At 61.6% G+C, this 19,129-nt stretch carries 19 protein-coding genes and 1 pseudogene; 6 read left to right on the forward strand and 14 right to left on the reverse strand.

Annotated elements, in window-relative coordinates; translation table 11 throughout:
- Positions 1-107, forward strand: a pseudogene (locus tag GR198_RS35975) (IS5/IS1182 family transposase); the annotation flags it as partial.
- A 117-nt stretch (positions 108-224) separates the two neighbouring features.
- Here the strand turns inward: GR198_RS35975 and cheT are convergent.
- From cheT to GR198_RS27705, 10 genes are all read right to left on the reverse strand, one after another.
- A complete protein-coding gene (gene cheT / locus GR198_RS27660) occupies positions 225-614 on the reverse strand; it encodes a chemotaxis protein CheT (RefSeq protein WP_003545510.1) in 390 nt (129 codons plus the stop codon).
- A gap of 16 nt (positions 615-630) precedes the next feature.
- Positions 631-1,185, reverse strand: coding sequence for a chemoreceptor glutamine deamidase CheD (cheD, locus tag GR198_RS27665; RefSeq protein WP_003545509.1), 555 nt, complete (start codon positions 1,183-1,185; stop codon positions 631-633).
- Positions 1,182-1,571: a response regulator gene (locus GR198_RS27670; RefSeq protein WP_003545503.1), complete on the reverse strand. Its 390-nt coding sequence runs from the start codon at positions 1,569-1,571 to the stop codon at positions 1,182-1,184. The genes cheD and GR198_RS27670 overlap by 4 nt, the downstream gene beginning before the upstream one ends.
- The gene (gene cheB / locus GR198_RS27675; protein WP_017958976.1) at positions 1,572-2,615 is read right to left on the reverse strand and encodes a protein-glutamate O-methylesterase CheB; all 1,044 of its coding nucleotides are present in this window, start codon (positions 2,613-2,615) and stop codon (positions 1,572-1,574) included.
- A complete protein-coding gene (cheR, locus tag GR198_RS27680) occupies positions 2,612-3,520 on the reverse strand; it encodes a protein-glutamate O-methyltransferase CheR (RefSeq protein WP_164069838.1) in 909 nt (302 codons plus the stop codon). The genes cheB and cheR overlap by 4 nt, the downstream gene beginning before the upstream one ends.
- The gene (locus GR198_RS27685) at positions 3,517-3,984 is read right to left on the reverse strand and encodes a chemotaxis protein CheW (protein WP_003545496.1); all 468 of its coding nucleotides are present in this window, start codon (positions 3,982-3,984) and stop codon (positions 3,517-3,519) included. The genes cheR and GR198_RS27685 overlap by 4 nt, the downstream gene beginning before the upstream one ends.
- Before the next feature lie 4 nt (positions 3,985-3,988).
- Positions 3,989-6,274, reverse strand: a complete 2,286-nt coding sequence (locus tag GR198_RS27690; protein WP_164024853.1) for a chemotaxis protein CheA — start codon at positions 6,272-6,274, stop codon at positions 3,989-3,991.
- Positions 6,275-6,291: 17 nt separating this feature from the next.
- Complete coding sequence (gene cheY1, locus GR198_RS27695) at positions 6,292-6,657, reverse strand: chemotaxis response regulator CheY1 (RefSeq protein WP_003545492.1); 366 nt, start codon at positions 6,655-6,657, stop codon at positions 6,292-6,294.
- Positions 6,654-6,950 (reverse strand): STAS domain-containing protein, encoded by a 297-nt coding sequence (locus GR198_RS27700; RefSeq protein ID WP_003545491.1) that lies wholly within the window; start codon positions 6,948-6,950, stop codon positions 6,654-6,656. Before GR198_RS27700 ends, cheY1 begins: the two co-directional genes overlap by 4 nt.
- Positions 6,951-7,013: 63 nt before the next feature.
- Positions 7,014-8,648: a globin-coupled sensor protein gene (locus GR198_RS27705; RefSeq protein WP_164069839.1), complete on the reverse strand. Its 1,635-nt coding sequence runs from the start codon at positions 8,646-8,648 to the stop codon at positions 7,014-7,016.
- Between the two features lie 728 nt (positions 8,649-9,376).
- Between GR198_RS27705 and GR198_RS27710 the strand changes: the two genes are divergently transcribed.
- Positions 9,377-10,798 (forward strand): ArnT family glycosyltransferase, encoded by a 1,422-nt coding sequence (locus tag GR198_RS27710; protein ID WP_164069840.1) that lies wholly within the window; start codon positions 9,377-9,379, stop codon positions 10,796-10,798.
- An 81-nt stretch (positions 10,799-10,879) separates the two neighbouring features.
- Here the strand turns inward: GR198_RS27710 and GR198_RS27715 are convergent, their stop codons facing one another.
- Entirely contained in the window at positions 10,880-11,179 is a 300-nt protein-coding gene (locus GR198_RS27715) for a helix-turn-helix transcriptional regulator (protein WP_029874034.1), read from the reverse strand.
- A 34-nt stretch (positions 11,180-11,213) separates the two neighbouring features.
- On the opposite strand from GR198_RS27715, the gene ybaL reads away from it, so the two are divergent.
- The 4 genes from ybaL to GR198_RS27735 all read left to right on the forward strand — a co-directional run bounded on the left by ybaL (position 11,214) and on the right by GR198_RS27735 (position 16,979).
- Positions 11,214-13,034: a YbaL family putative K(+) efflux transporter gene (gene ybaL, locus GR198_RS27720; RefSeq protein WP_029874033.1), complete on the forward strand. Its 1,821-nt coding sequence runs from the start codon at positions 11,214-11,216 to the stop codon at positions 13,032-13,034.
- 54 nt (positions 13,035-13,088) lie between these two features.
- Complete coding sequence (locus GR198_RS27725; RefSeq protein ID WP_164024857.1) at positions 13,089-13,469, forward strand: hypothetical protein; 381 nt, start codon at positions 13,089-13,091, stop codon at positions 13,467-13,469.
- An 83-nt stretch (positions 13,470-13,552) separates the two neighbouring features.
- Positions 13,553-16,102: a protein translocase subunit SecD gene (secD, locus tag GR198_RS27730; protein ID WP_164069841.1), complete on the forward strand. Its 2,550-nt coding sequence runs from the start codon at positions 13,553-13,555 to the stop codon at positions 16,100-16,102.
- Positions 16,103-16,262: 160 nt separating this feature from the next.
- On the forward strand, positions 16,263-16,979 hold the full coding sequence (locus tag GR198_RS27735; protein ID WP_164069842.1) for a sensor histidine kinase: 717 nt from the start codon (positions 16,263-16,265) through the stop codon (positions 16,977-16,979).
- 104 nt (positions 16,980-17,083) lie between these two features.
- Here the strand turns inward: GR198_RS27735 and GR198_RS27740 are convergent, their stop codons facing one another.
- The 3 genes from GR198_RS27740 to GR198_RS27750 form a co-directional block, all read right to left on the reverse strand.
- Positions 17,084-17,521: a response regulator gene (locus GR198_RS27740; protein WP_003545475.1), complete on the reverse strand. Its 438-nt coding sequence runs from the start codon at positions 17,519-17,521 to the stop codon at positions 17,084-17,086.
- Positions 17,522-17,551: 30 nt separating this feature from the next.
- Positions 17,552-18,256 (reverse strand): helix-turn-helix transcriptional regulator, encoded by a 705-nt coding sequence (locus GR198_RS27745; protein ID WP_130791205.1) that lies wholly within the window; start codon positions 18,254-18,256, stop codon positions 17,552-17,554.
- 481 nt (positions 18,257-18,737) lie between these two features.
- Positions 18,738-19,115, reverse strand: a complete 378-nt coding sequence (locus GR198_RS27750) for a response regulator (protein ID WP_029874028.1) — start codon at positions 19,113-19,115, stop codon at positions 18,738-18,740.
- Positions 19,116-19,129: the final 14 nt, after the last annotated feature.

Consider the following 19,129-nt stretch of genomic DNA (forward strand, 5'->3'; position numbering starts at 1 on the left):
TCTGCCGCCTGAAGGATTGGAGGCGCATCGCAACACGATACGACAAGCTCATGATCAACTTCGAGGCAACTTGCTACATCGCTGCTCTCGTCATTTGGTGGGCATGATTGAGTCTGGAGCCTAAAGCATGTCGCGCAAAAGTGTGCGGCGGTTTTGCGACAACGACATGCGTAAAAACAAAGACCTAAAGCGCGAGGAGCGAATCTGAAAGATCGCGACGCGCTTTAGAAGAAATCGAAGTCGCCGGCTGCCTTGCTCAATGGCTGGGAATGGCCGTGGCGTGTGGCACCGCCCAATGCCTTCTGCATCTCCGCCAGCTTGACGAGGCTGAGCGCGGTTGCGACGTCGACTGCCCAGCCGTGCGGGATTTCGCCGGTGATGGTATCGATGAATTCGGCAAGGCCGCGCGATTTCTGCACGGCCAGATCAATGCCCTGCATGACCTTCATGGCGTCCGGCGAATTCAGGATTTCGGCGCCGCCGATTTCGAGAAGCTGCGGCTCGATGCGCTCGATGAGGTAGGCGACATCGTGCAGTTCGGACACGATGCGCATCAGGATGTCGCTCAGCGCTTCGACTGGCGCAGGCGGCTCCATCATCTGGGTAAATGTCATATGAAAATCCTCGCCATCAAAAAAATTCGATACTGGTTTCGACGGGTTTCTGCGGAGCGGCGGGGCGCTGCTCGAGAGCGACGGTTCTCTGCGTTTCGGCGCCGGTCAGGGGGTATTGCCGGGCACGACCGGAGACCGGCCAATATTCAAGCTTGCGTCCATGCTCTCCGCCGGTCGAGGAACCGACCACCGGAATGCCTTCATCCCTCAGGAACTGCACGGCGAAGGCCGCGTTCTGCTCACCGACATTGGAGAATGTCGAGATCGTCTTCGCGCCGCCGAAGATCTTTGCCTCCAGCCGGTCGCGCCGGGCGCCCTGCTTCAGGAGACCGTTGATCAGCAGTTCCATCAGATGTACGCCGTACCGCGTGGCATCGCCGCCTGATGTCGGCGACGTCGCCGAACCGGGCAGCAGAAAGTGGTTCATGCCGCCGACACCGGCGACAGGATCTCTGAGGCACGCAGCCACGCACGAACCGAGAATGGTCGAGAGGACCGCATTCGGATCGTTCAGAACCTTGTACTCGCCCTGAATGATGTGCACGCGGCGGGCTGCCCCCTCAGTGATCATTTCAGGGCTCCAAACACGGCTTCGATCGCCGCTTTCATCTTCTCGATCGTGAACGGCTTGGCGAGCACGTTGTTGGCGCCGAGCTGGGCCGCCTTCTGCACCAGTGCGCGGTCGCCCTGGGCGGTCAGGATGATGAAGGCCGCCTTCTTGGTGTTGGGGTTGGTGCGCACCGCCTGAAGGAAGCCGATGCCATCCATCTTCGGCATGTTGAAGTCCGAGATCACCAGGTGGTGCGGCTGCTCGGCCATGATCTTCATGCCCTGCTCACCGTCACCAGCCGAGGTGATCTGCTTGAAACCGAGCTGGGTCAGCGCATCGCTGAGCAGCAACCGGCTCGTTACCTGATCGTCGACGATCAGAACTTTGATTTTCTCCGCGAGCGACATTTATTCGGTCCCTTCCTTTCGGGCGGCTGTCATTTTCAATATTTCTTCACCGATGGCAGACAGCGGCAGCTGCTGCTCAACGGCGCCAAGTTCGTGAGCAACCCTTGGCATTCCGTAAACGACACAGGTTTTTTCGTTCTGGCCGAGCGTTCTGGCGCCGGCGTGGCGCATTTTCAACAATCCGGCGGCGCCATCGCGGCCCATTCCGGTCAAAATCACGCCGACAGCGTTACGGCCCGCCAGTTCCGCGACCGAATCGAACAGCACGTCCACCGAGGGGCGGTGACCATTGACCGGCGCGCGGTCAATGAGACGGCAGCATGGCGCCGAGGCACCGCTGACCTGCAGGTGACGCTCGCCGCCGGGCGCCAGATAGATCTTGCCGATTTCGAGCCGAGCGCCGTCGGTCGCTTCCTGCACCACCGGCGCACAGAGGCGGTTCAGCCGTTCGGCGAAGCTCTTGGTGAAGGTCGGCGGCATATGCTGGGTGATGACGGTCGGCGGGCAGTTCGCCGGGAATTTCTGCAGCACGGCAATGAGTGCCTCGACGCCGCCGGTCGACGAGCCGATCGCGACGATCTTGCGGCCGACGCGGAAGTCGGCGACCGAGGGTGGTGGTGCGACGGCGGCAACAGGTTGGGAATACTGGCGTTGCGTGCGCGCGGCTGCCTTGACCTTCTCGGCGAGGTCGCCGAAAGGCCTGAGTTCGCCCGGCGCCGGCTTGCCGACGCAGTCGAATGCGCCGATCTCCAGCGCCGCAAGCGTCGCCTCGGCGCCGCGATGGGTCATTGTGGATACCATGATGACAGGCATCGGACGCAGCGTCATGATCTTTTCGAGGAAATCGAGGCCGTTCATGTTCGGCATCTCGATGTCGAGCGTCAGGACGTCGGGGTTCAGCCGCTTGATCGCCTCGCGCGCTTCCAGAGCGTCGCCGGCCTGGCCGATGACGTTGACCTCGGGGTCGGAACTCAAGACGGCGGTGATCAGGCCACGCATCGTCGGCGAGTCGTCAACAACGAGAACTCTTGCCGGAGCGCTCATGCCTTCCTCCCGAGACCTTTGGCCGTATAGCGATAGGTCGTGATGCCGATATTGTCGAAGACGTGTTTTGCCTCGCCGGAGACACGCTCGGAATGGCCGATATAGAGATGACCGCCCTCCGGCAGCAGACCGGCGAAACGCTGCCAGATCTTCATCTGCGTCGGTTCGTCGAAATAGATGACGACGTTGCGGCAGAAGATGACGTCGAACTTGCCCTTGAACGGCCATTGCGCCATCAGGTTCAGCTCGTTGTAAGTGATCAGCCGCTTGACGCGGTCGTCGACCTGGAACTTCCGGCGGCCCTGTATTTCGACTTCGCTGAACCATTGTTTGCGCATGGCGGGCGATACGGTTTCGAGCGCGCTCTCGTCATAGGCGCCGGCTCGGGCGATCGCGAGGATCTTCGGGTCGATGTCGGTCGCCAGGATCTTGAAGTTATAATCCGCGACATTTGGCATCAGCGACAGCACCGTCAGCGCGATCGAATAGGGTTCCTGCCCGTCCGAGGAGGCGGCCGACCAGATCCGCACCCTGCCGCCCGATCTCGCCCGCTGCAGAAGCTCCGGCAGGACATGGTCGCGCAGATGGTCAAAATGGTGGTTTTCGCGGAAGAAGCGGGTAAAATTGGTCGTCAGATGCGAGAGCATCTCGCGGCGCGGCGCAGCACCCGCCGGCGAAGCGACGAGGTCGCAATACTCCCGGAAGCCGGACAGGCCGAGATTGCGGATATGCTTCGACAGACGCGAATAGACGAGCGACGCCTTCGTCTCGTTGAGGAAGATGCCGGCATCCGAATAGATCATCGCGGCGATCTCAGTGAGGTCGCGGCGCGTCAGCGGATATTCTCCGCTCGCCAGGACCTCGTCGGATCCCTGCCTCTGATCTTTTGCGCCCATTACACTCATGCGGCTTCGCTTTCGGTCTCTGGAAAGAGGGATTCGAGTTCGATCAGGCAGATCATGCGCTTCTCGATGGCGAGAACGCCGCGGGCAAATTGACGCTCGAGCTCGGATGAGATCTCGGGCGTCGGCTGGATGGTTTCGTCGGTCACCGTCAGGATATCGGAAACGGCATCGACCAGCAGGCCGACGACCTTGCGCCGGACCTGGGCGACGATGATGACATGACGGGCAGTCGGATCGGCCGGCTTCATGCCGAGCCGGGCCGCAAGATCGATGATCGGCAGCACCGCGCCGCGCAGGTTGATGACACCCAGCATATAGCCAGGCGAATGCGGCATCGCGGTTGCCGGGGTCCAGCCGCGGATTTCGCGAACCGACATGATGTTCACGCAAAATTCCTGATCCCCGATGCGGAACGCGATCAGCTCGCGATCCCCCTCGTTCAGATTTTTTACAGTGTACGACATTCCCTTATCCCACCGCTGCTAACGACATTTCCGCTTTGAGCGACTGGCCGCGCGAGGCGCCGACGACCGCGTCGACATCGAGGATGAGAGCGACGCGCCCGTCACCGAGGATGGTGGCGGCGGCAATGCCCGGCACATGGGTGTAGTTCGCTTCCAGGCTCTTGATGACCACCTGGCGCTGACCCTGGATGGCATCGACCATCAGGGCGCGCTGGCCGCCACCTTCGGATTCCACCAGAAGCGCCACGCCCTCGACCGGATTGGCCTGGGTGGCGCGGAAGTTCAGGATGCGGCCGACATCGACCAGCGGGCAGAAGCTGTTGCGGATCGAGATCAACCGGTGGTTCGCACCGAAGGAGTGGATCGCGGCGGCTTCCGGCTGCAGGGTTTCGACGATCGCCGTCAGCGGCACGACCAGCGTCTGGCCGGCGACGGTGACCACCATGCCGTCGAGGACGGCGAGCGTCAGCGGCAGGCTCATGGTGAAGACCGAGCCGTGGCCCGGCTTCGAGGTGATGTTGATGCGGCCACCGAGCGCCTGGATCGAACGCTTGACGACGTCCATGCCGACGCCGCGGCCGGAGATGTCGGAGATCTTGTCGGCCGTCGAGAAGCCCGGCAGGAAGATCAGGTTGTCGATTTCTTCGTCCGACAGGTTGGAATCGGCCGGGATGAGGTCGTTGTCGATCGCCTTCTGGCGGACCTTCTCGCGGTTGATGCCGGCGCCGTCGTCGGCAAGCTCGATCAGGATGCGTCCCGAACGATGCTTGGCGGTCAGGCGGACCGTACCCTCGGTATTCTTGCCGGCGGCTGCACGCTTTTCGGGCGTTTCGATGCCATGGTCGACGGCATTGCGGATCATGTGGGTCAGCGGTTCGGCGAGCTTGTCGATGACCGTCTTGTCGACTTCGGTGTTTTCACCTTCGGTGATCAGGCGGATCGACTTGCCGGTCATGTCGGCGATTTCGCGGACAATACGCGACATGCGCTGGAAGACCGGCTTCACCGGCTGCGCGCGGATCGCCATGACCGAGTCCTGGATCTCGCGGGTGAGCTGCTGCAGCTCCTCGAGGCCCATATTGATCGAGGAGGTGCCGGTCGTGTCGTTCTCGATGACGCTCTGCGACAGCATCGCCTGGTTGATGACCAATTCGCCGACGAGGTTGATGAGGCGGTCGACACGGTCGAGATCGACGCGGATCGTCTGGCCGGCGCCGGCGGCATTGTTCTGGGCGGCGGCACTTGCCGCGGCCGCTGCGGCGGCTGCCGATTCCTTCTTCTCGACGCGGGCGGCGACAATCTGCGTGACGTTGGAGGCAGTCTCGGCGGCAGCAACGGCTGCGGCCGTCTCCTCGGCCCGCGCGTCTGCGGCGGAAACCTCTTCCATTGCGCCCGTTTCGTCCAGGATCGACAGATCGAAGGGAACCGGCACCATCGGCAGTTCGTCGTTGCTGGTCGCGTCGGCCCTTGCTTCTTCGACCGGCTTGACCGTCAGTTCGCAATCCCACTCGGCGAATTCGAAGACGGTGCGGATGGCGTCCTCGCCCTTGTCCGTCTTGATCGTGACGTTCCAGAAGAAATAAGCGCCTTCCGGATCGAGTTCCTCGAGGCCCGGCAGATCATCCGTATTGCAATAAATCGTCATTTCACCCAGGCGCGAGAGATCACGCAGCAGCAGGGTGGCGTCATTGCCCTTGGAATAGAGTTCGTAGCGCGGCTTGAAGATGACTTCATAGGTCGGCATGCCGCCCGCATCGTCTTCGCCGCCAAAATCGTCGAAGGAAAAAGGGACCGGCTGGAAGCCGCTGTCGTCCGTCGGCTTGGTGGTCGGCGCCGGAGCGGCCGGAGCGGCCTTTGCGGCGGCCCTCGGCGCAGGCGCCTCGGCTGACGCAGAGGGAGACGGCAATTCGCCGTTGGCCAGCGCCTCGAGCTCCTTGACGAGGCCGCGGCTGCGGCTTTCATCGACGCTGCCGCCGTCGCGCGCAGCATTCGTCAGGTCGGCGAGCACGTCGGCCGACTTCAGCATCACCTTCAGGACGTCCTGGTTCGGCTCAAGCTTGTTGGATCGAACGCAATCGAGAGTGGTCTCGAAGACATGGGCGAAGGCGACCAGATCGTCAAGGCCGAAGGCGCCGGCGCCCCCCTTGATCGAATGTACCGCGCGGAACACCGCATTGACGGTTTCCGGATCGCGATCGCCATCATTCATTTTCAGAAGACCGGATTCCAACTCGGCGAGCTGTTCCTCGCACTCCTGGAAAAAGATCTCTTTGATTTCGTTCATATCCATAGGAGGAAATCCTGGGTTTAAGCGGTTACACGCTCAATGGCATCGATCAGCTTGGCCGGGTCGAAAGGCTTGACGATCCAGCCCGTGGCACCGGCCTGGCGGGCGCGGTTCTTCTTTTCCGCGTCGCTTTCGGTGGTCAGGACCAGGATCGGGATCGCCCGATATTTCTCGTTGCGGCGGACACCTTCGATGAAGCCGAAACCGTCGAGGCGCGGCATGTTGATGTCGGTCACGATGACGTCAGGATTGGACTCTTCGAGAACCTCGAGGCCCTCGATGCCGTCTTCCGCCTGGATCGTCTCGAAGCCGGCATTGTTCAGCGTCACGAGAAGCATGTTTCGGATGGTGCGGGAATCATCCACGGTCAGCACTTTTTTCTTCATTGCCGAATCTCCTTGGCAAGCAGGTGGTCAATATTGACGCCAACCAGCTGCATGGTTTTCTGAAATGCGTCGGACACCTTGGAGAAGGTGAACGGCTGCTTGTCCTGCTCCCAGGTCTTCTCGGCGGACATCAGAACCTGGGCGCAAAGAGCACCGATCCGTTCGACGCCGGAAGCGTCTATCGAAAGACCGCTACCCCGGAGAGAGAGGAGCTTATCGCGCAAGGCGGAAGCCTCGTTGAGGTCGAGCACCGCTGTCAAATCCAGCGTCTTGCCACTCTTCTTTGCTGCCATCAGCTTTTCCTTGTCCCCTTGTCCCCGGCCCGAAAAGACGAGCTGAGGTAATCATCCGATAGGTTAGTAAACATTCCGCCCACCTCCGACGCTTGCGAACGTTTGCGGAAGGCCAAAATCGTCATTTTCGTATTCGTCGACGACCGGTGCCGGGCGGGTAGCGCCCTCAAGGGCGCGCGGCGGTGTCACACGCACCGGCGCCGGGCGTCCGGCAGTGGCGTTTTCCCGGGCGATGCGGAATTCGCGAATCGTCTGGCCGAGCTCGAGAATGACGGTGCGGAGGTGGTCGGCGCCTTCGGCCGAGCGCTCCGCAAGGCCGGCGCTATCGGCCACCTCGTGACCCAGGCCCTTGACGTCTGATGTCACGCTGTCGAGGCTTGCGGCATGTTCGCCGGTTCGGGTGGCGATGCCTGATATGGCGGCGTTGATGTCGGTGACCTGACGCACGATGCTGCCGATCGAATCCTGTGTGCGGCCGACCATCTGCACACCGGCATCGACCTGCGCCTTGGTCGTCGTCACCAGGGTCTTGATCTCGCGGGCGGCTTCGGCCGAACGCTGGGCAAGGGCGCGGACTTCCTGGGCGACGACGGCAAAACCGCGGCCGGAATCGCCGGCGCGAGCGGCCTCGATGCCGGCATTCAGCGCCAGAAGATTGGTCTGGAAGGCGATCTCGTCGATCGCGCCGATGATCTGGCCGATCTTTTCGGCCGACTGCTCGATATCGGCCATGGCGCTGATCGCGCGGCCGACGACCTCGCCGCTTTCCTCGACGGCGGCGCGCGTCGTGGCGGCCGCCTGTTCGGCAGCGCGGCTGTCGGCGGCACCATCGCGCACACTGCCGGCGATGCCGGCAAGGGCCGCGGCGGAAAGCTGCAGTCGGTCGGCCTGGCCGGAAGCGGTGCCGGCAAACTGCCGCGACAGGCCGGCAAGCGAGCCTGTCGCCGCTTCGGCCTTGACCGTGCGCTCGGTAATAGTGGTGAACTCGGCCTGGAGGCCATCCAACGCTCCGTTCAGCGCGACGGCGATGCCGCCATAGGCGCCGTCGCCGTCGACGGGGGCGCGCCGCGTCAGGTCGCGTGCGGACAGGCTTTCGATGACATCGCCGAAGATCCTGATGATCTCGGCCTCGTTGTCGGCGCGCTGGGCGGCGAGCGCTCGCTGCTCTCCGGCGCGCAGCGCATTGAAGCGGAGCGAGACGGCAATTTCCACATCGACCATGACGATGCGGATGATCGCTGTCATCAGATCGGAGATTTCGCGGGCGCGGCGCTTGGCCGACGGCAGCAGCGGACGGCCGGCGATCTCTTCGGCGAGGCCGGAAACGACATGCTCCAGCATGACGCCATGGCCGGCGACGTGCCAGCGCGGGTCGAGGCCCATCTTGCTTTCGGTATCGGAGAGAACCTTGACGCGCTCGGCATAGAGGCTGTCGAACCGCGCATCCGTCAGCACGTCCCAATGCGAGGACTGCAGATCGTGCAGACGCTCGACCTGGCGCTCGCTCTCGAAATTGCGCGAGGCGTCGGGGAATGACTGGAACCTGTGGAAGAGATCCCTGAGGCCTGCCTTCAGATGGGCTTCGAGCGCCGGCCGGTTACGGCGCACCAGCTCGCACTGGTCGGCATCGAGACCGGCAAAACGCAGGCGGTCGCGCAAGCTGCCTGCCTGCGCTCCACGAGCCTGATCTGATGGCATGTCCTGCCTCAACGCCTGTCCCCAACCACATTCCGGGCGAAGGCCCGGCCAAAAACTTGCGCAGCATCCGTTGAACGCGAAGCATGGAGACGGTCCTCCCCACCGGTTACAACCGGCGGATCGAAACCCCCTGATCAGCTATGTTTCGGAGCTGTCTGAAGAGATGGATACCGGATCAACCCGGTACGGCGGGACGGCGTCATGCCTGGTGGGAACGAGTGCATCTTCCCATTCCGACGTGTACACCAATGTTTATGGTTAATTCCTTGCTTGAAGGTTAATAAGCCTTTCGGAGGACAGGCTTTTGAAGCAATTCAAGGCCGTTCACAGCAAATACTATTGCGGAGTTGCATGGCTGCTACAAGGCACACGCAAGCTCCGTGTTATATGCCGGTCGATAACCAAGACATGACGTCGACAAGGACAGAGCAATGATTGTTCTCGGATTGGGTGCCTGCTTGATTGCAATGACGCTGCTTGCAGCCGTCGCCCGCCTCGATTCCCTCGCCGCAAACCGCGATATCCGCGCCCTTCGGGTGTTCTAAAGCGCGTCACGATCTCTCAGATACGCTCCTTGCGCTTTAGCTCTTTGTTTTTACGCATGTCGTTATCACAAAACCGCTGCACAGTTTTGCGCGACATGCTTTAGACCCGCCCTTCCCCGTTGGCAGTCCGGCACCTTTGGTGTATCGCACTCGCGCCTTTCATGTCAGCGGAACTATCGGTTCATGTCCCCCAGATCTGGTCTCCTCATCGTTCTTGGCTTCACGCTCTGGCGCGTCGTCATGCTCAATTTCGATGCGACGGACCTTTTCGTCGACGAGGCGCAGTACTGGTTCTGGTCGCAAAACCTCGACCTCGGCTATTATTCCAAGCCGCCGATGATTGCGTGGGTGATCCGGGCAATGACCGAACTTTCCGGCTCCAACGCCATCTATTGGATCAGGCTGCTCGGACCGCTGATCCACATGGCGGCGGCACTGGTATTGATGAAGACGGCAAAACGTTTCGTCGGGCCGGAGATCGAAGGCTGGACGGGCGCCACCTACATCACGCTCCCCGGTGTGGCGCTTTCTTCGGTGTTCTTCTCGACCGACGTGATCCTGCTGTTCTTCATCGCGATCGCGCTGCTTGCCTATTTCGGCTTGACGCAGCGGCGCTCTGTCGGACTGGCGCTGGTCATGGGCCTTGGCGTCGGCCTCGCCTTCCTGACAAAATATGCCGTGCTGTTCGTCGTTCCGGGCGGCGCGATTGCCCTCCTCCTCATTCCGGCCGCGCGCATCGCCATTCGCGATTTCATCATCGCGGTCGCGGTCGCGGCGGTCGTCGCCCTGCCGAACCTCTGGTGGAACCTGCAGCACGACAATACGACGGTGCGGCATACGCAGGATATCGCCCATTGGAGCGAACTCGGCATCAATCTCCGTCGCGGGCTTGAATTCTTCGCCGCCCAATTCGGCGTCGTCGGGCCGATCATCTTCTTCGCGACGCTCTGGGCGGTTTACCGCATGATCAGGGGCAGGAGCGACGATCGGGAAAGGATGTTGGTCTGGCTGTCGATGCCGGTGGTGCTGCTCATCACTCTGCAGGCAACGGTCGCCAAGGCCTATGCCAACTGGGCGGTGACTGCCTATGTCGCAGGCACCATCCTTGCCGTCTGGCTGCTTTCCCGGATGTGGCCGAAGGGGCTCAGGCTGTCGCTCACCATCAACGGCATCGCCAGCCTGCTCTTTCCGCTGGCGACGATCTTTCCGCATCAGTTGCTGCTGCCGAACGGCGACGAGCTGATGAAGCGCTATCTCGGCCGCGCCGAGGTCAGCCGCGAGGCTGCCGCACTCGCAGCTCAAGCCGGCACCGATATCATCGTCACCGACAATCGCGATATGGTCGCCGATCTTTTCTATACGCTCCGCGATGCATCCTACAGGATCTATGCGCGGGCGCCCGCCGGCCTTCCGGAGAGCTATTACGAACAGGAATTCGCTCTGCCTGCCGACATCAGCGGCAAGGTGCTTTTCCTGACGGACGGGGCCTTCACCTGCGCCACCGAGACGCCCGAAGTGCTGAAGAACTGGCAGCCGACGGAGGGCAACTACAAGGGCAAGACGCTTTCCATTTACAAGGTCTCTGCCACCTGCCTGGCGCCCTGAGCGGGTTTCAGCCCGCTCTATGACAGCGCCAAGCCTTTTTCAGAGGTGCGGAGCGCTAACACTTTGAATGGCTGCATGATTTTATGCAGTGGGCAGGCAGAGGCCGGTGCCCGCCCCTTCGATCTCTACGAATTTGACGCCGCCTTCCTCGAAGGCGAGGCGCAGCTGCGCCTCCGTGGCGCGATGGATGTCGTGGTGCCGGCCTTCGTAATCGCGGATGGTGCTGCGCGAGACGGCGGCCTTTTCGGCAAGGTCGGTCTGGGTCCAGTCCAGCAGGCCGCGCGCCGCGCGGCAGAGAGCGGGGGTGAGAATTGTTTCTCTTGCGCCTTGACCCATGATTTCAAGTTGCCCATATTGGTCGATATAGACCATATATGTCATATTACGAACGGGATTTCCAGATCGGGAGACAACGATGCCACACGATACGCCCTTGATTTCGACAATCGTCGGCGGCCTTGTGCTGGCTTTCATCTTCGGCGCCTTCGCCCATCGGCTGCGGATGCCGCCGCTCGTCGGTTATCTGATCGCCGGCGTGCTCGTGGGGCCACATACGCCGGGTTATGTGGCGGATCAGAACCTTGCGCCGGAGCTTGCCGAAATCGGCGTCATCCTGCTGATGTTCGGTGTCGGGCTGCATTTCTCCCTGAAAGACCTGCTGTCGGTGCGCGGCATCGCCGTGCCCGGCGCGATCGTGCAGATCGCTTTTGCGACATTGCTCGGCTGGGGGCTCGGCGCCTTCATGGGCTGGCCGACCGGCGGCAGTCTGGTCTTCGGCCTGGCGCTTTCGGTCGCCTCCACCGTCGTGCTGCTGAAGGCGCTGCAGGAGCGGCGCCTCGTCGAGACGGAACGCGGCAGGATCGCCGTCGGCTGGCTGATCGTCGAGGATCTCGCCATGGTGCTGGCGCTGGTGCTGATCCCGGCCGCAGCCAGCATCGGCGGTGAGGGTCACGCTCCCGTCGAGCCGCTCTCAGCCGCGCTGAGCCGCCTGTTCGGCCTCGATCTCGGCATCGGCGGCATGATCGCCATGACGCTGGTCAAGGTGGCATTGTTCGTGGCGCTGATGCTGGTTTTCGGCCGCAAGCTCATTCCCTGGACGATGCATCGCATCGCCCATACCGGTTCGCGCGAACTCTTCCGGCTCGGCGTGCTGGCGATCGCGCTCGGCGTCGCCTTCGGAGCGGCGAAGCTCTTCGGCGTGTCGCTGGCGCTCGGCGCCTTCTTTGCCGGCATGGTGCTTGCCGAAAGCGAGCTCAGCCATCGCGCCGCACAGGAAAGCCTGCCGCTGCGCGACGCCTTTGCCGTACTGTTCTTCGTCTCGGTCGGCATGCTGTTCGATCCGAACATCCTGATCGACAAACCGCTGCCGATCCTCGCCACCATCTTCATCATCGTCATCGGCAAGTCCGTCGCCGCGCTCCTCATCGTGCTCGCCTTCAAGAAGCCGCTCAGTACGGCGCTGACGATTTCGGCCAGCCTCGGCCAGATCGGCGAATTCTCCTTCATCCTCGCCGCCCTCGGCGTCGAACTGGGGCTGCTGCCGGAGGAAGGCCGTGATCTGATCCTTGCCGGCGCCATTATCTCGATCATCCTCAATCCGCTGCTGTTCTTCCTTTGCGACCGTATGCGGCCGCTGCTGGATGGTGCAAAGCGCGAAGACGTCGTGGCAGACCCTGCTCCCGCAGCAGATGCGATAGCGGCGCAGGAGGAGATGCCGCCCGAAGACGACGAGGTGCACCCGACCGCTCTCAGCGGCCACTCCATTCTCGTCGGCTACGGGCGGGTTGGCAGCATCGTCGGACAGAATCTCAAGTCGTCAGCCACACCTTTTCTCGTCATCGAGGACTCCGACAAGCGCATCGGTGAGCTGAAGGCGCAGGGTATCGAAACTCTGTCGGGCAATGCGGTGATGCGGGAAACGCTCGACCTTGCCAATCTCTCTGGCGCCCGCAGCATTGCCATCGCCATCCCGAACGCCTTCGAAGCCTGCCGCATCATCGAGCAGGCCCGCAGCGTCAATCCATCGATCCTCATCGTCGCCCGCGCCCATTCCGACGCCGAGGTCGATGAGCTAAAGCAATATGGCGCCGACACAGTCATCATGGGCGAGCGTGAAATCGCGCTGGGCATGGTTGACCGGCTCGCTCAAGTGCATCATGAGAGTGTGCCCTATGAAGACGGGCATGAGCCTGATACAATTATGCCGACGGATGACCCTCCGCCGGAAAGAGAATGAGAGATTGGCGCGCTTTTGAGCCGATACGGGAGTGACATCGCCGGGACGGAGAAGATGGAGCTGGACCAGCGCCGTCTGACGAGCCGTATCGCCGCTTCCCTCCTCGTCGCCGTCCTTGCCTATCTCGGCCTGCTTTTCGGCGGTAATCTGGTGATCTCGCCGGCCGCCGCCGCCAATACGCTTTCCTCCTCCGATCGGGATTCGCAGCCGCCGCAGCTGACTGCGCGCGATGCCGTGCGCGGGCTGCTTGCCACTGAACGCAAGCTTGCACCGAAGCAGGCGGCGCATGACGCCGGACCGCTTGCCCTTGCCGCCGCCCCGGTTGTCGATTTTTCCGGCTGGACCATGGCCGCGCCTTTTCCGGCATTTGAAGCTTCGCTTCATGCCGCAGTCCCCAGGACCCATCAGCCGCGCGCACCGCCGGTCGCTGCCTGACGCTCGCGCCGATCGGCGCTCCCGACCATTGACGACATGCCGCCAGCGCCCGAGCGCCGGCCCTCGATATCAAGGAATACAACATGCGTACTTCACGATGGCTGGTGGCCACCTATACGGTGATCATCCTACTCGGCCTATTGATCGCCCTGCCGAACGTCCTGCCGCAATCCGTCCTCCAGCGCGTGCCGGCCTGGCTGCCGCATGAGCAGGTGTCACTCGGCCTCGACCTTCGCGGCGGTTCGCACCTCGTTCTGGAAGTCGACGAAGCCGACCTTACCAAGGAGCGGCTGCAATCACTGCTTCAGGACGCGCGCCGCGTGCTGCGCGAAAAGGGCATCCAGCCGAAAGCCGTGGTCCGCAGCCAGAACCAGATCGTCGTGACGCTCGCCGATGCCGCGCAGAGCGATGCAGCCGTCACCGAACTCAAGACGCTTGCCAACCCGATCAGCACCGGCCTCAGCGCCGGCCAGGCGGATCTTGATGTCACGGCGAACGGCGCCACCATCACCATCGGCTTCTCGCGGGCCGGCATCGCCGCCAATGTCGACAATGCCGTCCAGCAGAGCCTCGAAGTCATCCGCCAGCGCGTCGACCAGGTCGGCGTCTCCGAGCCGACCATCCAGCGCATCGGCGCCAATCGCGTGCTCGTCCAGCTTCCGGGCGCGCAGGATCCGTCGCGCCTGCGCGAACTGCTCGGCTCCACCGCCAAGATGTCGTTCCATATGCTGTCGCCGAACAATGCGCCCGGACCCGGCGTGACCATGCTGAACGACGATGAAGGCAGGTCCTATCCGGTTCTCGACCGCGTCGAAATCTCCGGCGATCGCCTTTCGGATGCCCGCGTCAGCTTCGATCCGAATACGCGTGAGCCGATCGTCAGCTTCCGCTTCGACAGCGCCGGCGCCACCCGCTTTGCCGAGATCACTCGCCAGAACGTCGGCAATCCCTTTGCCATCGTCCTCGACAACAAGGTGCTGAGCGCGCCCGTCATCCGCGAGCCGATCACCGGCGGCTCCGGCCAGATCTCCGGCAGTTTCTCGGCCGACAGCGCCACGACGCTGGCCGCCATGCTGCGCGCCGGCGCCCTGCCCGCCAAGCTCACCGTCATCGAAGAACGCACCGTCGGAGCCGATCTTGGCGCCGACGCCATCAAGATGGGCATTTACTCCGGCATCGTCGGCTTTGCGCTCGTCGCAGCCTTCATCTTCGTTCTCTATGGCACTTGGGGCTTCCTGGCGAATATCGCGTTGTTGATCCACACGATCCTGACCTTCTCGGCGCTAACGCTGGTTGGTGCGACGCTGACGCTACCGGGCATTGCCGGTGTCGTTCTCGGCATCGGCCTTGCGGTCGACGCCAACGTTCTCATCAACGAGCGCATCCGCGAAGAAACGCGCAAGGGCAAGAGCGCCTTCGCCGCCATCGACACCGGCTTCCGCCGTGCCTATTCGACCATTATCGACGGCAACATGACGGCCCTGATCGCTGCGGCCATCCTGTTCTTTTTCGGCTCCGGACCGGTTCGCGGTTTTGCCGTGACCATGGCGCTCGGCCTGATCATCTCGATGTTCACATCGGTCGCCTTCGTGCGTGTCGCGATGATCGAGATCACCCGCCGCCGCAAGCTCAAGGTGCTGAACATCCGGCCGTTGATCCCGTTCAGCCCCTATGACAAGCACATCGAGTTCATGAAGGCCCGCTTCTTCGGCGTCACCGTCTCGGCGCTGCTTTCGATCGCCTCCGTCGTGCTCTTCATTCATCCCGGTCTCAACTACGGCGTCGATTTCCGCGGCGGCATCCAGATGGCCGTCAAGACCCAGGGCACGGCCGATCTTGCGAAGTTCCGCGAAGGTCTTGATAGTCTCGGCCTCGGCGAAATCACTCTGCAGTCCTTCGGCGACAAAAGCAGCATTCTCGTTCGTGCCCAACGGCAGGAAGGCGGCGAAGAGGCGCAGACGGCAGCAGTGACCAAGCTGAAGGCCGAAGTCGCCAAGATCGATCCGACCGCCACCGTCGAAGGCACCGACGTCATCGGCCCGAAGGTCAGCGGCGAGCTTGCCTGGGCCGGTATCCTGTCGGTCGTGATCGCAAGCTTCGCGATGCTCATCTATATCTGGGTGCGGTTCGAATGGCCGTTTGCCGTCGGCGCCATCGTCACGCTGGTGCTCGACGTCACCAAGGCGATCGGCTTCTTCGCGATCACCGGCCTCGACTTCAATCTGACGGCGATCGCCGCCATCCTGACGCTCGTCGGCTACTCGGTGAACGACAAGGTCGTCGTCTATGACCGCATGCGCGAAAACATGCGGCTCTACAAGTCGATGCCGTTGCGCGAGATCATCGACAAGTCGATCAACGAGACGCTGGCGCGAAGCCTTTACACCAACGCGACGGCCTTCCTCGCGCTGGTGCCGATGGCGATCTGGGGCGGCAGCGCAGTCTCCAGCTTCGCGATCCCGATGGTCTTCGGCATTCTCGTGGCCGGCGCCTCGTCGATCTTCATCGCGGCACCCATCCTGCTCTTCCTCGGCGACTGGCGCCGCCGCCATGCCAGGGCCGCACCGGCAACCGATGAGGCAGTCGAGATCATTCCGCCGGAACAGGGTCGCCCGCGCAAATCCGCCAGCTAAAATCCCGTTAACGCATCCTTGAAGAGGGCGCCGGTTGCAGAGCCGGCGCCCTCTTTCTATTGTCGGCTATTGCATTATGTGCCAATTCAAGGTGTTACAGCGTCTTTCGCGCGTCTCAAAAGACGCGCGGCGCTGTCATTGAGATCGGGGAAGCCGCCAGATGTCATCCGACCCGACAAGACCGCCGGAAACCACCGTTGCCAGTGACAGCGAGGAGCGCATCAAGCGTTTTCTCGCGACCGCCTCGCACGACCTGCAATCGCCGCTCCGCCATATCGCCATGTATGCCGAGCTGCTGCTCGACGATCTCGAGGAAACGCTCGACGGCGAACAGCTTCAGAGCCTGCGGATGATCATGGAAAAGGCGCAGACGGCGCAGCGCCTCACCAAGGCATTGATGAGCCTTGCCGGCGGCACACCCCAGGTGACGCCTGAAGAGGTCGATCTGCAGGCGCTCGCCGAAAATGTCTGGGGCGAACTGACCGACGAGACGGCGGTCGGCGAGGCGACGCTCGAAAGCGACGGCCTGCCCTCCATCCGTACCGACCCTGCCCTCTTCGGTCTGGTGCTGCGGCATCTGCTGACCAATGCCCTCATTTATCGCAGGGAAGCGCCGCCGCATGTCGCCATTGCCGCGGAGCGCGAGGGGACGGACTGGTTCATCCGGATTTCCGACAACGGGACGGGCATCGATCCGGCTTATCGGGAGCGGATATTCGAGCCTTTCTGGAAATTGCCGAAGCCGGGAACGGTCCAGGGCGCCGGTCTTGGACTGACGACGACGCGGGAATTTCTGACGGCGCTCGGCGGCGATATCAGCCTCGAACATTCGGATGAAAGCGGCAGTCGCTTCATCATCCGCCTTCCGATTGCTTGAGATTGGAGCAATTCCAGCAAAAGTGTGCAGCGGTTTTGCGTCCGGAATTGCGAAAGTACAAAGACTAAAGCGCGACAAGCGAATCCGAAAGATCGCGACGCGCTTTAGATGCTGTAATCGTCCTTCCAGAAATCCGGAACGTCATAGGTCACATATTCGCGGATGATGTGCTGCAGCGTCTGCGCATCGATTTCGTCCTTGCCGATGCGGAAATCGACGCCGTAATCCGGGAATTCCTGGAAATAGCCGCCCGATATATCGGTCGAGACGACGCCGATTGGACCGGTGTAACCGATGCCGCGCAGCTCCGGCACCGTGTCGCGGAAATCGGCATTGGGCAAAAGGCGATTGTCGAGAAGGATGAGATCGAAGCGCGCCGCGCGGATCTTTTCCAGCGCGTCACCGATCGATTGCGAATATTCAACCTCGACGGCCGGCTCGGAGAGATCGGCGATCTTCTTCTTGAGCGCGCGGAATTCGATGAATTCGTCGTCGACAAAGAGAACCTTTACGGCATTCCTCCGGCTCGTTTCGGTGATCATCGTCTCATTTCCCCAATCCCGAAACCAACTTCACGAAACCAAACCATTCCTCAAGGCGATCGCCACCATATGAACACGGTTCACAGCGTCAAGTTTGCGCGCGGCCGCGGTGATGTGCGAATTGACCGTATGTTCGGACAGACCGAGAATGATGGCGATTTCCGCCGACGTCTTGCCTTCGCTCGTCCATTTGACGATTTCCGATTCGCGCTGGGTCAGCCGTCCGGACATTTCCGGCGTCAGGATTTCCTCGTAGAGCTTGTCGAAAATGCGCATGGCGTCGAGAAGCATGTCGGCGATCTCACTCTGATCCGGCGCTTGACGCTCGCCGCTGAGCACGAGGCAATATCGCCGCCCTTCCGGCGTGAACAGCGGGATGAAGAGAAAGACGCCGCTCAGAAACTCGTTGAAAACAAGATCGGAAGGATAATCTTCCGGCTGTGCGCTCCGGCCATGGACCGGCGTTGCCAGGAACTGGGCGGTCTTCGCCCGGACGGTGCCCAGCGCTTCCTTCAACGTCGTGATGAAAAGACCGACACGCCGCTCGGCAACATTGGTGATGACGATATCGCGTTCACCGAAAGGGGCCGAAGCCTCGGAAATGCGGGCCAGTGCGAAATTGTCGAAGTTGTAATGCTGCGCCGCCGATTTCAGCAGACGGAAAAAATCGGTGCGGTTGATCGCCCGGCTCAGCTCCGGTCCGGCATGAAAGGGAATTGCCGGGGCATTGCTCATTCCCACTCTTCCTCTCCTCCCGCCAATGCCTCTAATCCCGAAATCTTGGGATATACGTCTTAAACGCGAAGAGCTACAAAAATTGCGAGACGATTGATGAGAGATATCGAAAACGGGGACTTTCGATATGTAAGGCGGAAATCATCAATTATCTCAACGACAGGTGATGCACGGGCAGATTTTACTGAGGGGCAGTAGCTCTTACCTGGGTATCGTATTCTTCCTGCATTCAACATCCATGAATGCGAGAAGGCAGTGCCAGACGTAAGCGCGAGAGAGCCGATAGACCCATTCAGCTAAGGGGTTGGCTGATGTTCGTGGCGGCGAACGCGGGTTGATCGGTTCTCTCAGCGCTTATTTTTGCGTTCCATATTCTTCGCTTCGGTTGCATCTTGTGATGCGTCCTCGACCTTGTCAATTGCGGTTTGTCAGATGGCTTGGACGAATGAGAGGGAATAGGGCATACGGCTTTCGCCGTTTTCTACATCTCAAGATTGAGAATGATCGTGGCAAGGTCAAGCGGCTTTTCCAGATAGACATCGGCGCCGGCATCGAGTGAGCGCGCGCGGTCCTCGGCAGCATCCGATCCGCTGCAGATAGCAAGCCGCATCGCCTTGAAACGATCATCCAGGCGCAACCGAGTGATCAGACCGATGCCGCTATCGAGTGGCATGTAGAGATCGGCGACCAGCAGATCGGGCGAGGTCTTGCCTTCCGCCGCGCGCGTCTCCAGTGCCTCCAACGCCATTTCGGCGGTCGAGAAACAGAATAGATCGACGTCTAACTGCTGCTTTTTACTCATATAGTCGACATAGAAGAGGTCATCCTTGCTGTCGTCGACATAAAATAGGGTGGTCATCTAGCACCGTGATC

The sequence above is a fragment of the Rhizobium leguminosarum genome (assembly GCF_010668065.1).
Lineage (GTDB): Bacteria > Pseudomonadota > Alphaproteobacteria > Rhizobiales > Rhizobiaceae > Rhizobium > Rhizobium leguminosarum_S.

What these genes read in the sequence shown, in the direction of transcription:
- cheT (WP_003545510.1), bottom strand. Translation starts at nt 614, where the DNA reads ATGACATTTACCCAGATGATGGAGCCGCCTGCGCCAGTCGAAGCGCTG.
- cheD (WP_003545509.1), bottom strand. Translation starts at nt 1,185, where the DNA reads ATGATCACTGAGGGGGCAGCCCGCCGCGTGCACATCATTCAGGGCGAG.
- GR198_RS27670 (WP_003545503.1), bottom strand. Translation starts at nt 1,571, where the DNA reads ATGTCGCTCGCGGAGAAAATCAAAGTTCTGATCGTCGACGATCAGGTA.
- cheB (WP_017958976.1), bottom strand. Translation starts at nt 2,615, where the DNA reads ATGAGCGCTCCGGCAAGAGTTCTCGTTGTTGACGACTCGCCGACGATG.
- cheR (WP_164069838.1), bottom strand. Translation starts at nt 3,520, where the DNA reads ATGAGTGTAATGGGCGCAAAAGATCAGAGGCAGGGATCCGACGAGGTC.
- GR198_RS27685 (WP_003545496.1), bottom strand. Translation starts at nt 3,984, where the DNA reads ATGTCGTACACTGTAAAAAATCTGAACGAGGGGGATCGCGAGCTGATC.
- GR198_RS27690 (WP_164024853.1), bottom strand. Translation starts at nt 6,274, where the DNA reads ATGGATATGAACGAAATCAAAGAGATCTTTTTCCAGGAGTGCGAGGAA.
- cheY1 (WP_003545492.1), bottom strand. Translation starts at nt 6,657, where the DNA reads ATGAAGAAAAAAGTGCTGACCGTGGATGATTCCCGCACCATCCGAAAC.
- GR198_RS27700 (WP_003545491.1), bottom strand. Translation starts at nt 6,950, where the DNA reads ATGGCAGCAAAGAAGAGTGGCAAGACGCTGGATTTGACAGCGGTGCTC.
- GR198_RS27705 (WP_164069839.1), bottom strand. Translation starts at nt 8,648, where the DNA reads ATGCCATCAGATCAGGCTCGTGGAGCGCAGGCAGGCAGCTTGCGCGAC.
- GR198_RS27710 (WP_164069840.1), top strand. Translation starts at nt 9,377, where the DNA reads ATGTCCCCCAGATCTGGTCTCCTCATCGTTCTTGGCTTCACGCTCTGG.
- GR198_RS27715 (WP_029874034.1), bottom strand. Translation starts at nt 11,179, where the DNA reads ATGACATATATGGTCTATATCGACCAATATGGGCAACTTGAAATCATG.
- ybaL (WP_029874033.1), top strand. Translation starts at nt 11,214, where the DNA reads ATGCCACACGATACGCCCTTGATTTCGACAATCGTCGGCGGCCTTGTG.
- GR198_RS27725 (WP_164024857.1), top strand. Translation starts at nt 13,089, where the DNA reads ATGGAGCTGGACCAGCGCCGTCTGACGAGCCGTATCGCCGCTTCCCTC.
- secD (WP_164069841.1), top strand. Translation starts at nt 13,553, where the DNA reads ATGCGTACTTCACGATGGCTGGTGGCCACCTATACGGTGATCATCCTA.
- GR198_RS27735 (WP_164069842.1), top strand. Translation starts at nt 16,263, where the DNA reads ATGTCATCCGACCCGACAAGACCGCCGGAAACCACCGTTGCCAGTGAC.
- GR198_RS27740 (WP_003545475.1), bottom strand. Translation starts at nt 17,521, where the DNA reads ATGATCACCGAAACGAGCCGGAGGAATGCCGTAAAGGTTCTCTTTGTC.
- GR198_RS27745 (WP_130791205.1), bottom strand. Translation starts at nt 18,256, where the DNA reads ATGAGCAATGCCCCGGCAATTCCCTTTCATGCCGGACCGGAGCTGAGC.
- GR198_RS27750 (WP_029874028.1), bottom strand. Translation starts at nt 19,115, where the DNA reads ATGACCACCCTATTTTATGTCGACGACAGCAAGGATGACCTCTTCTAT.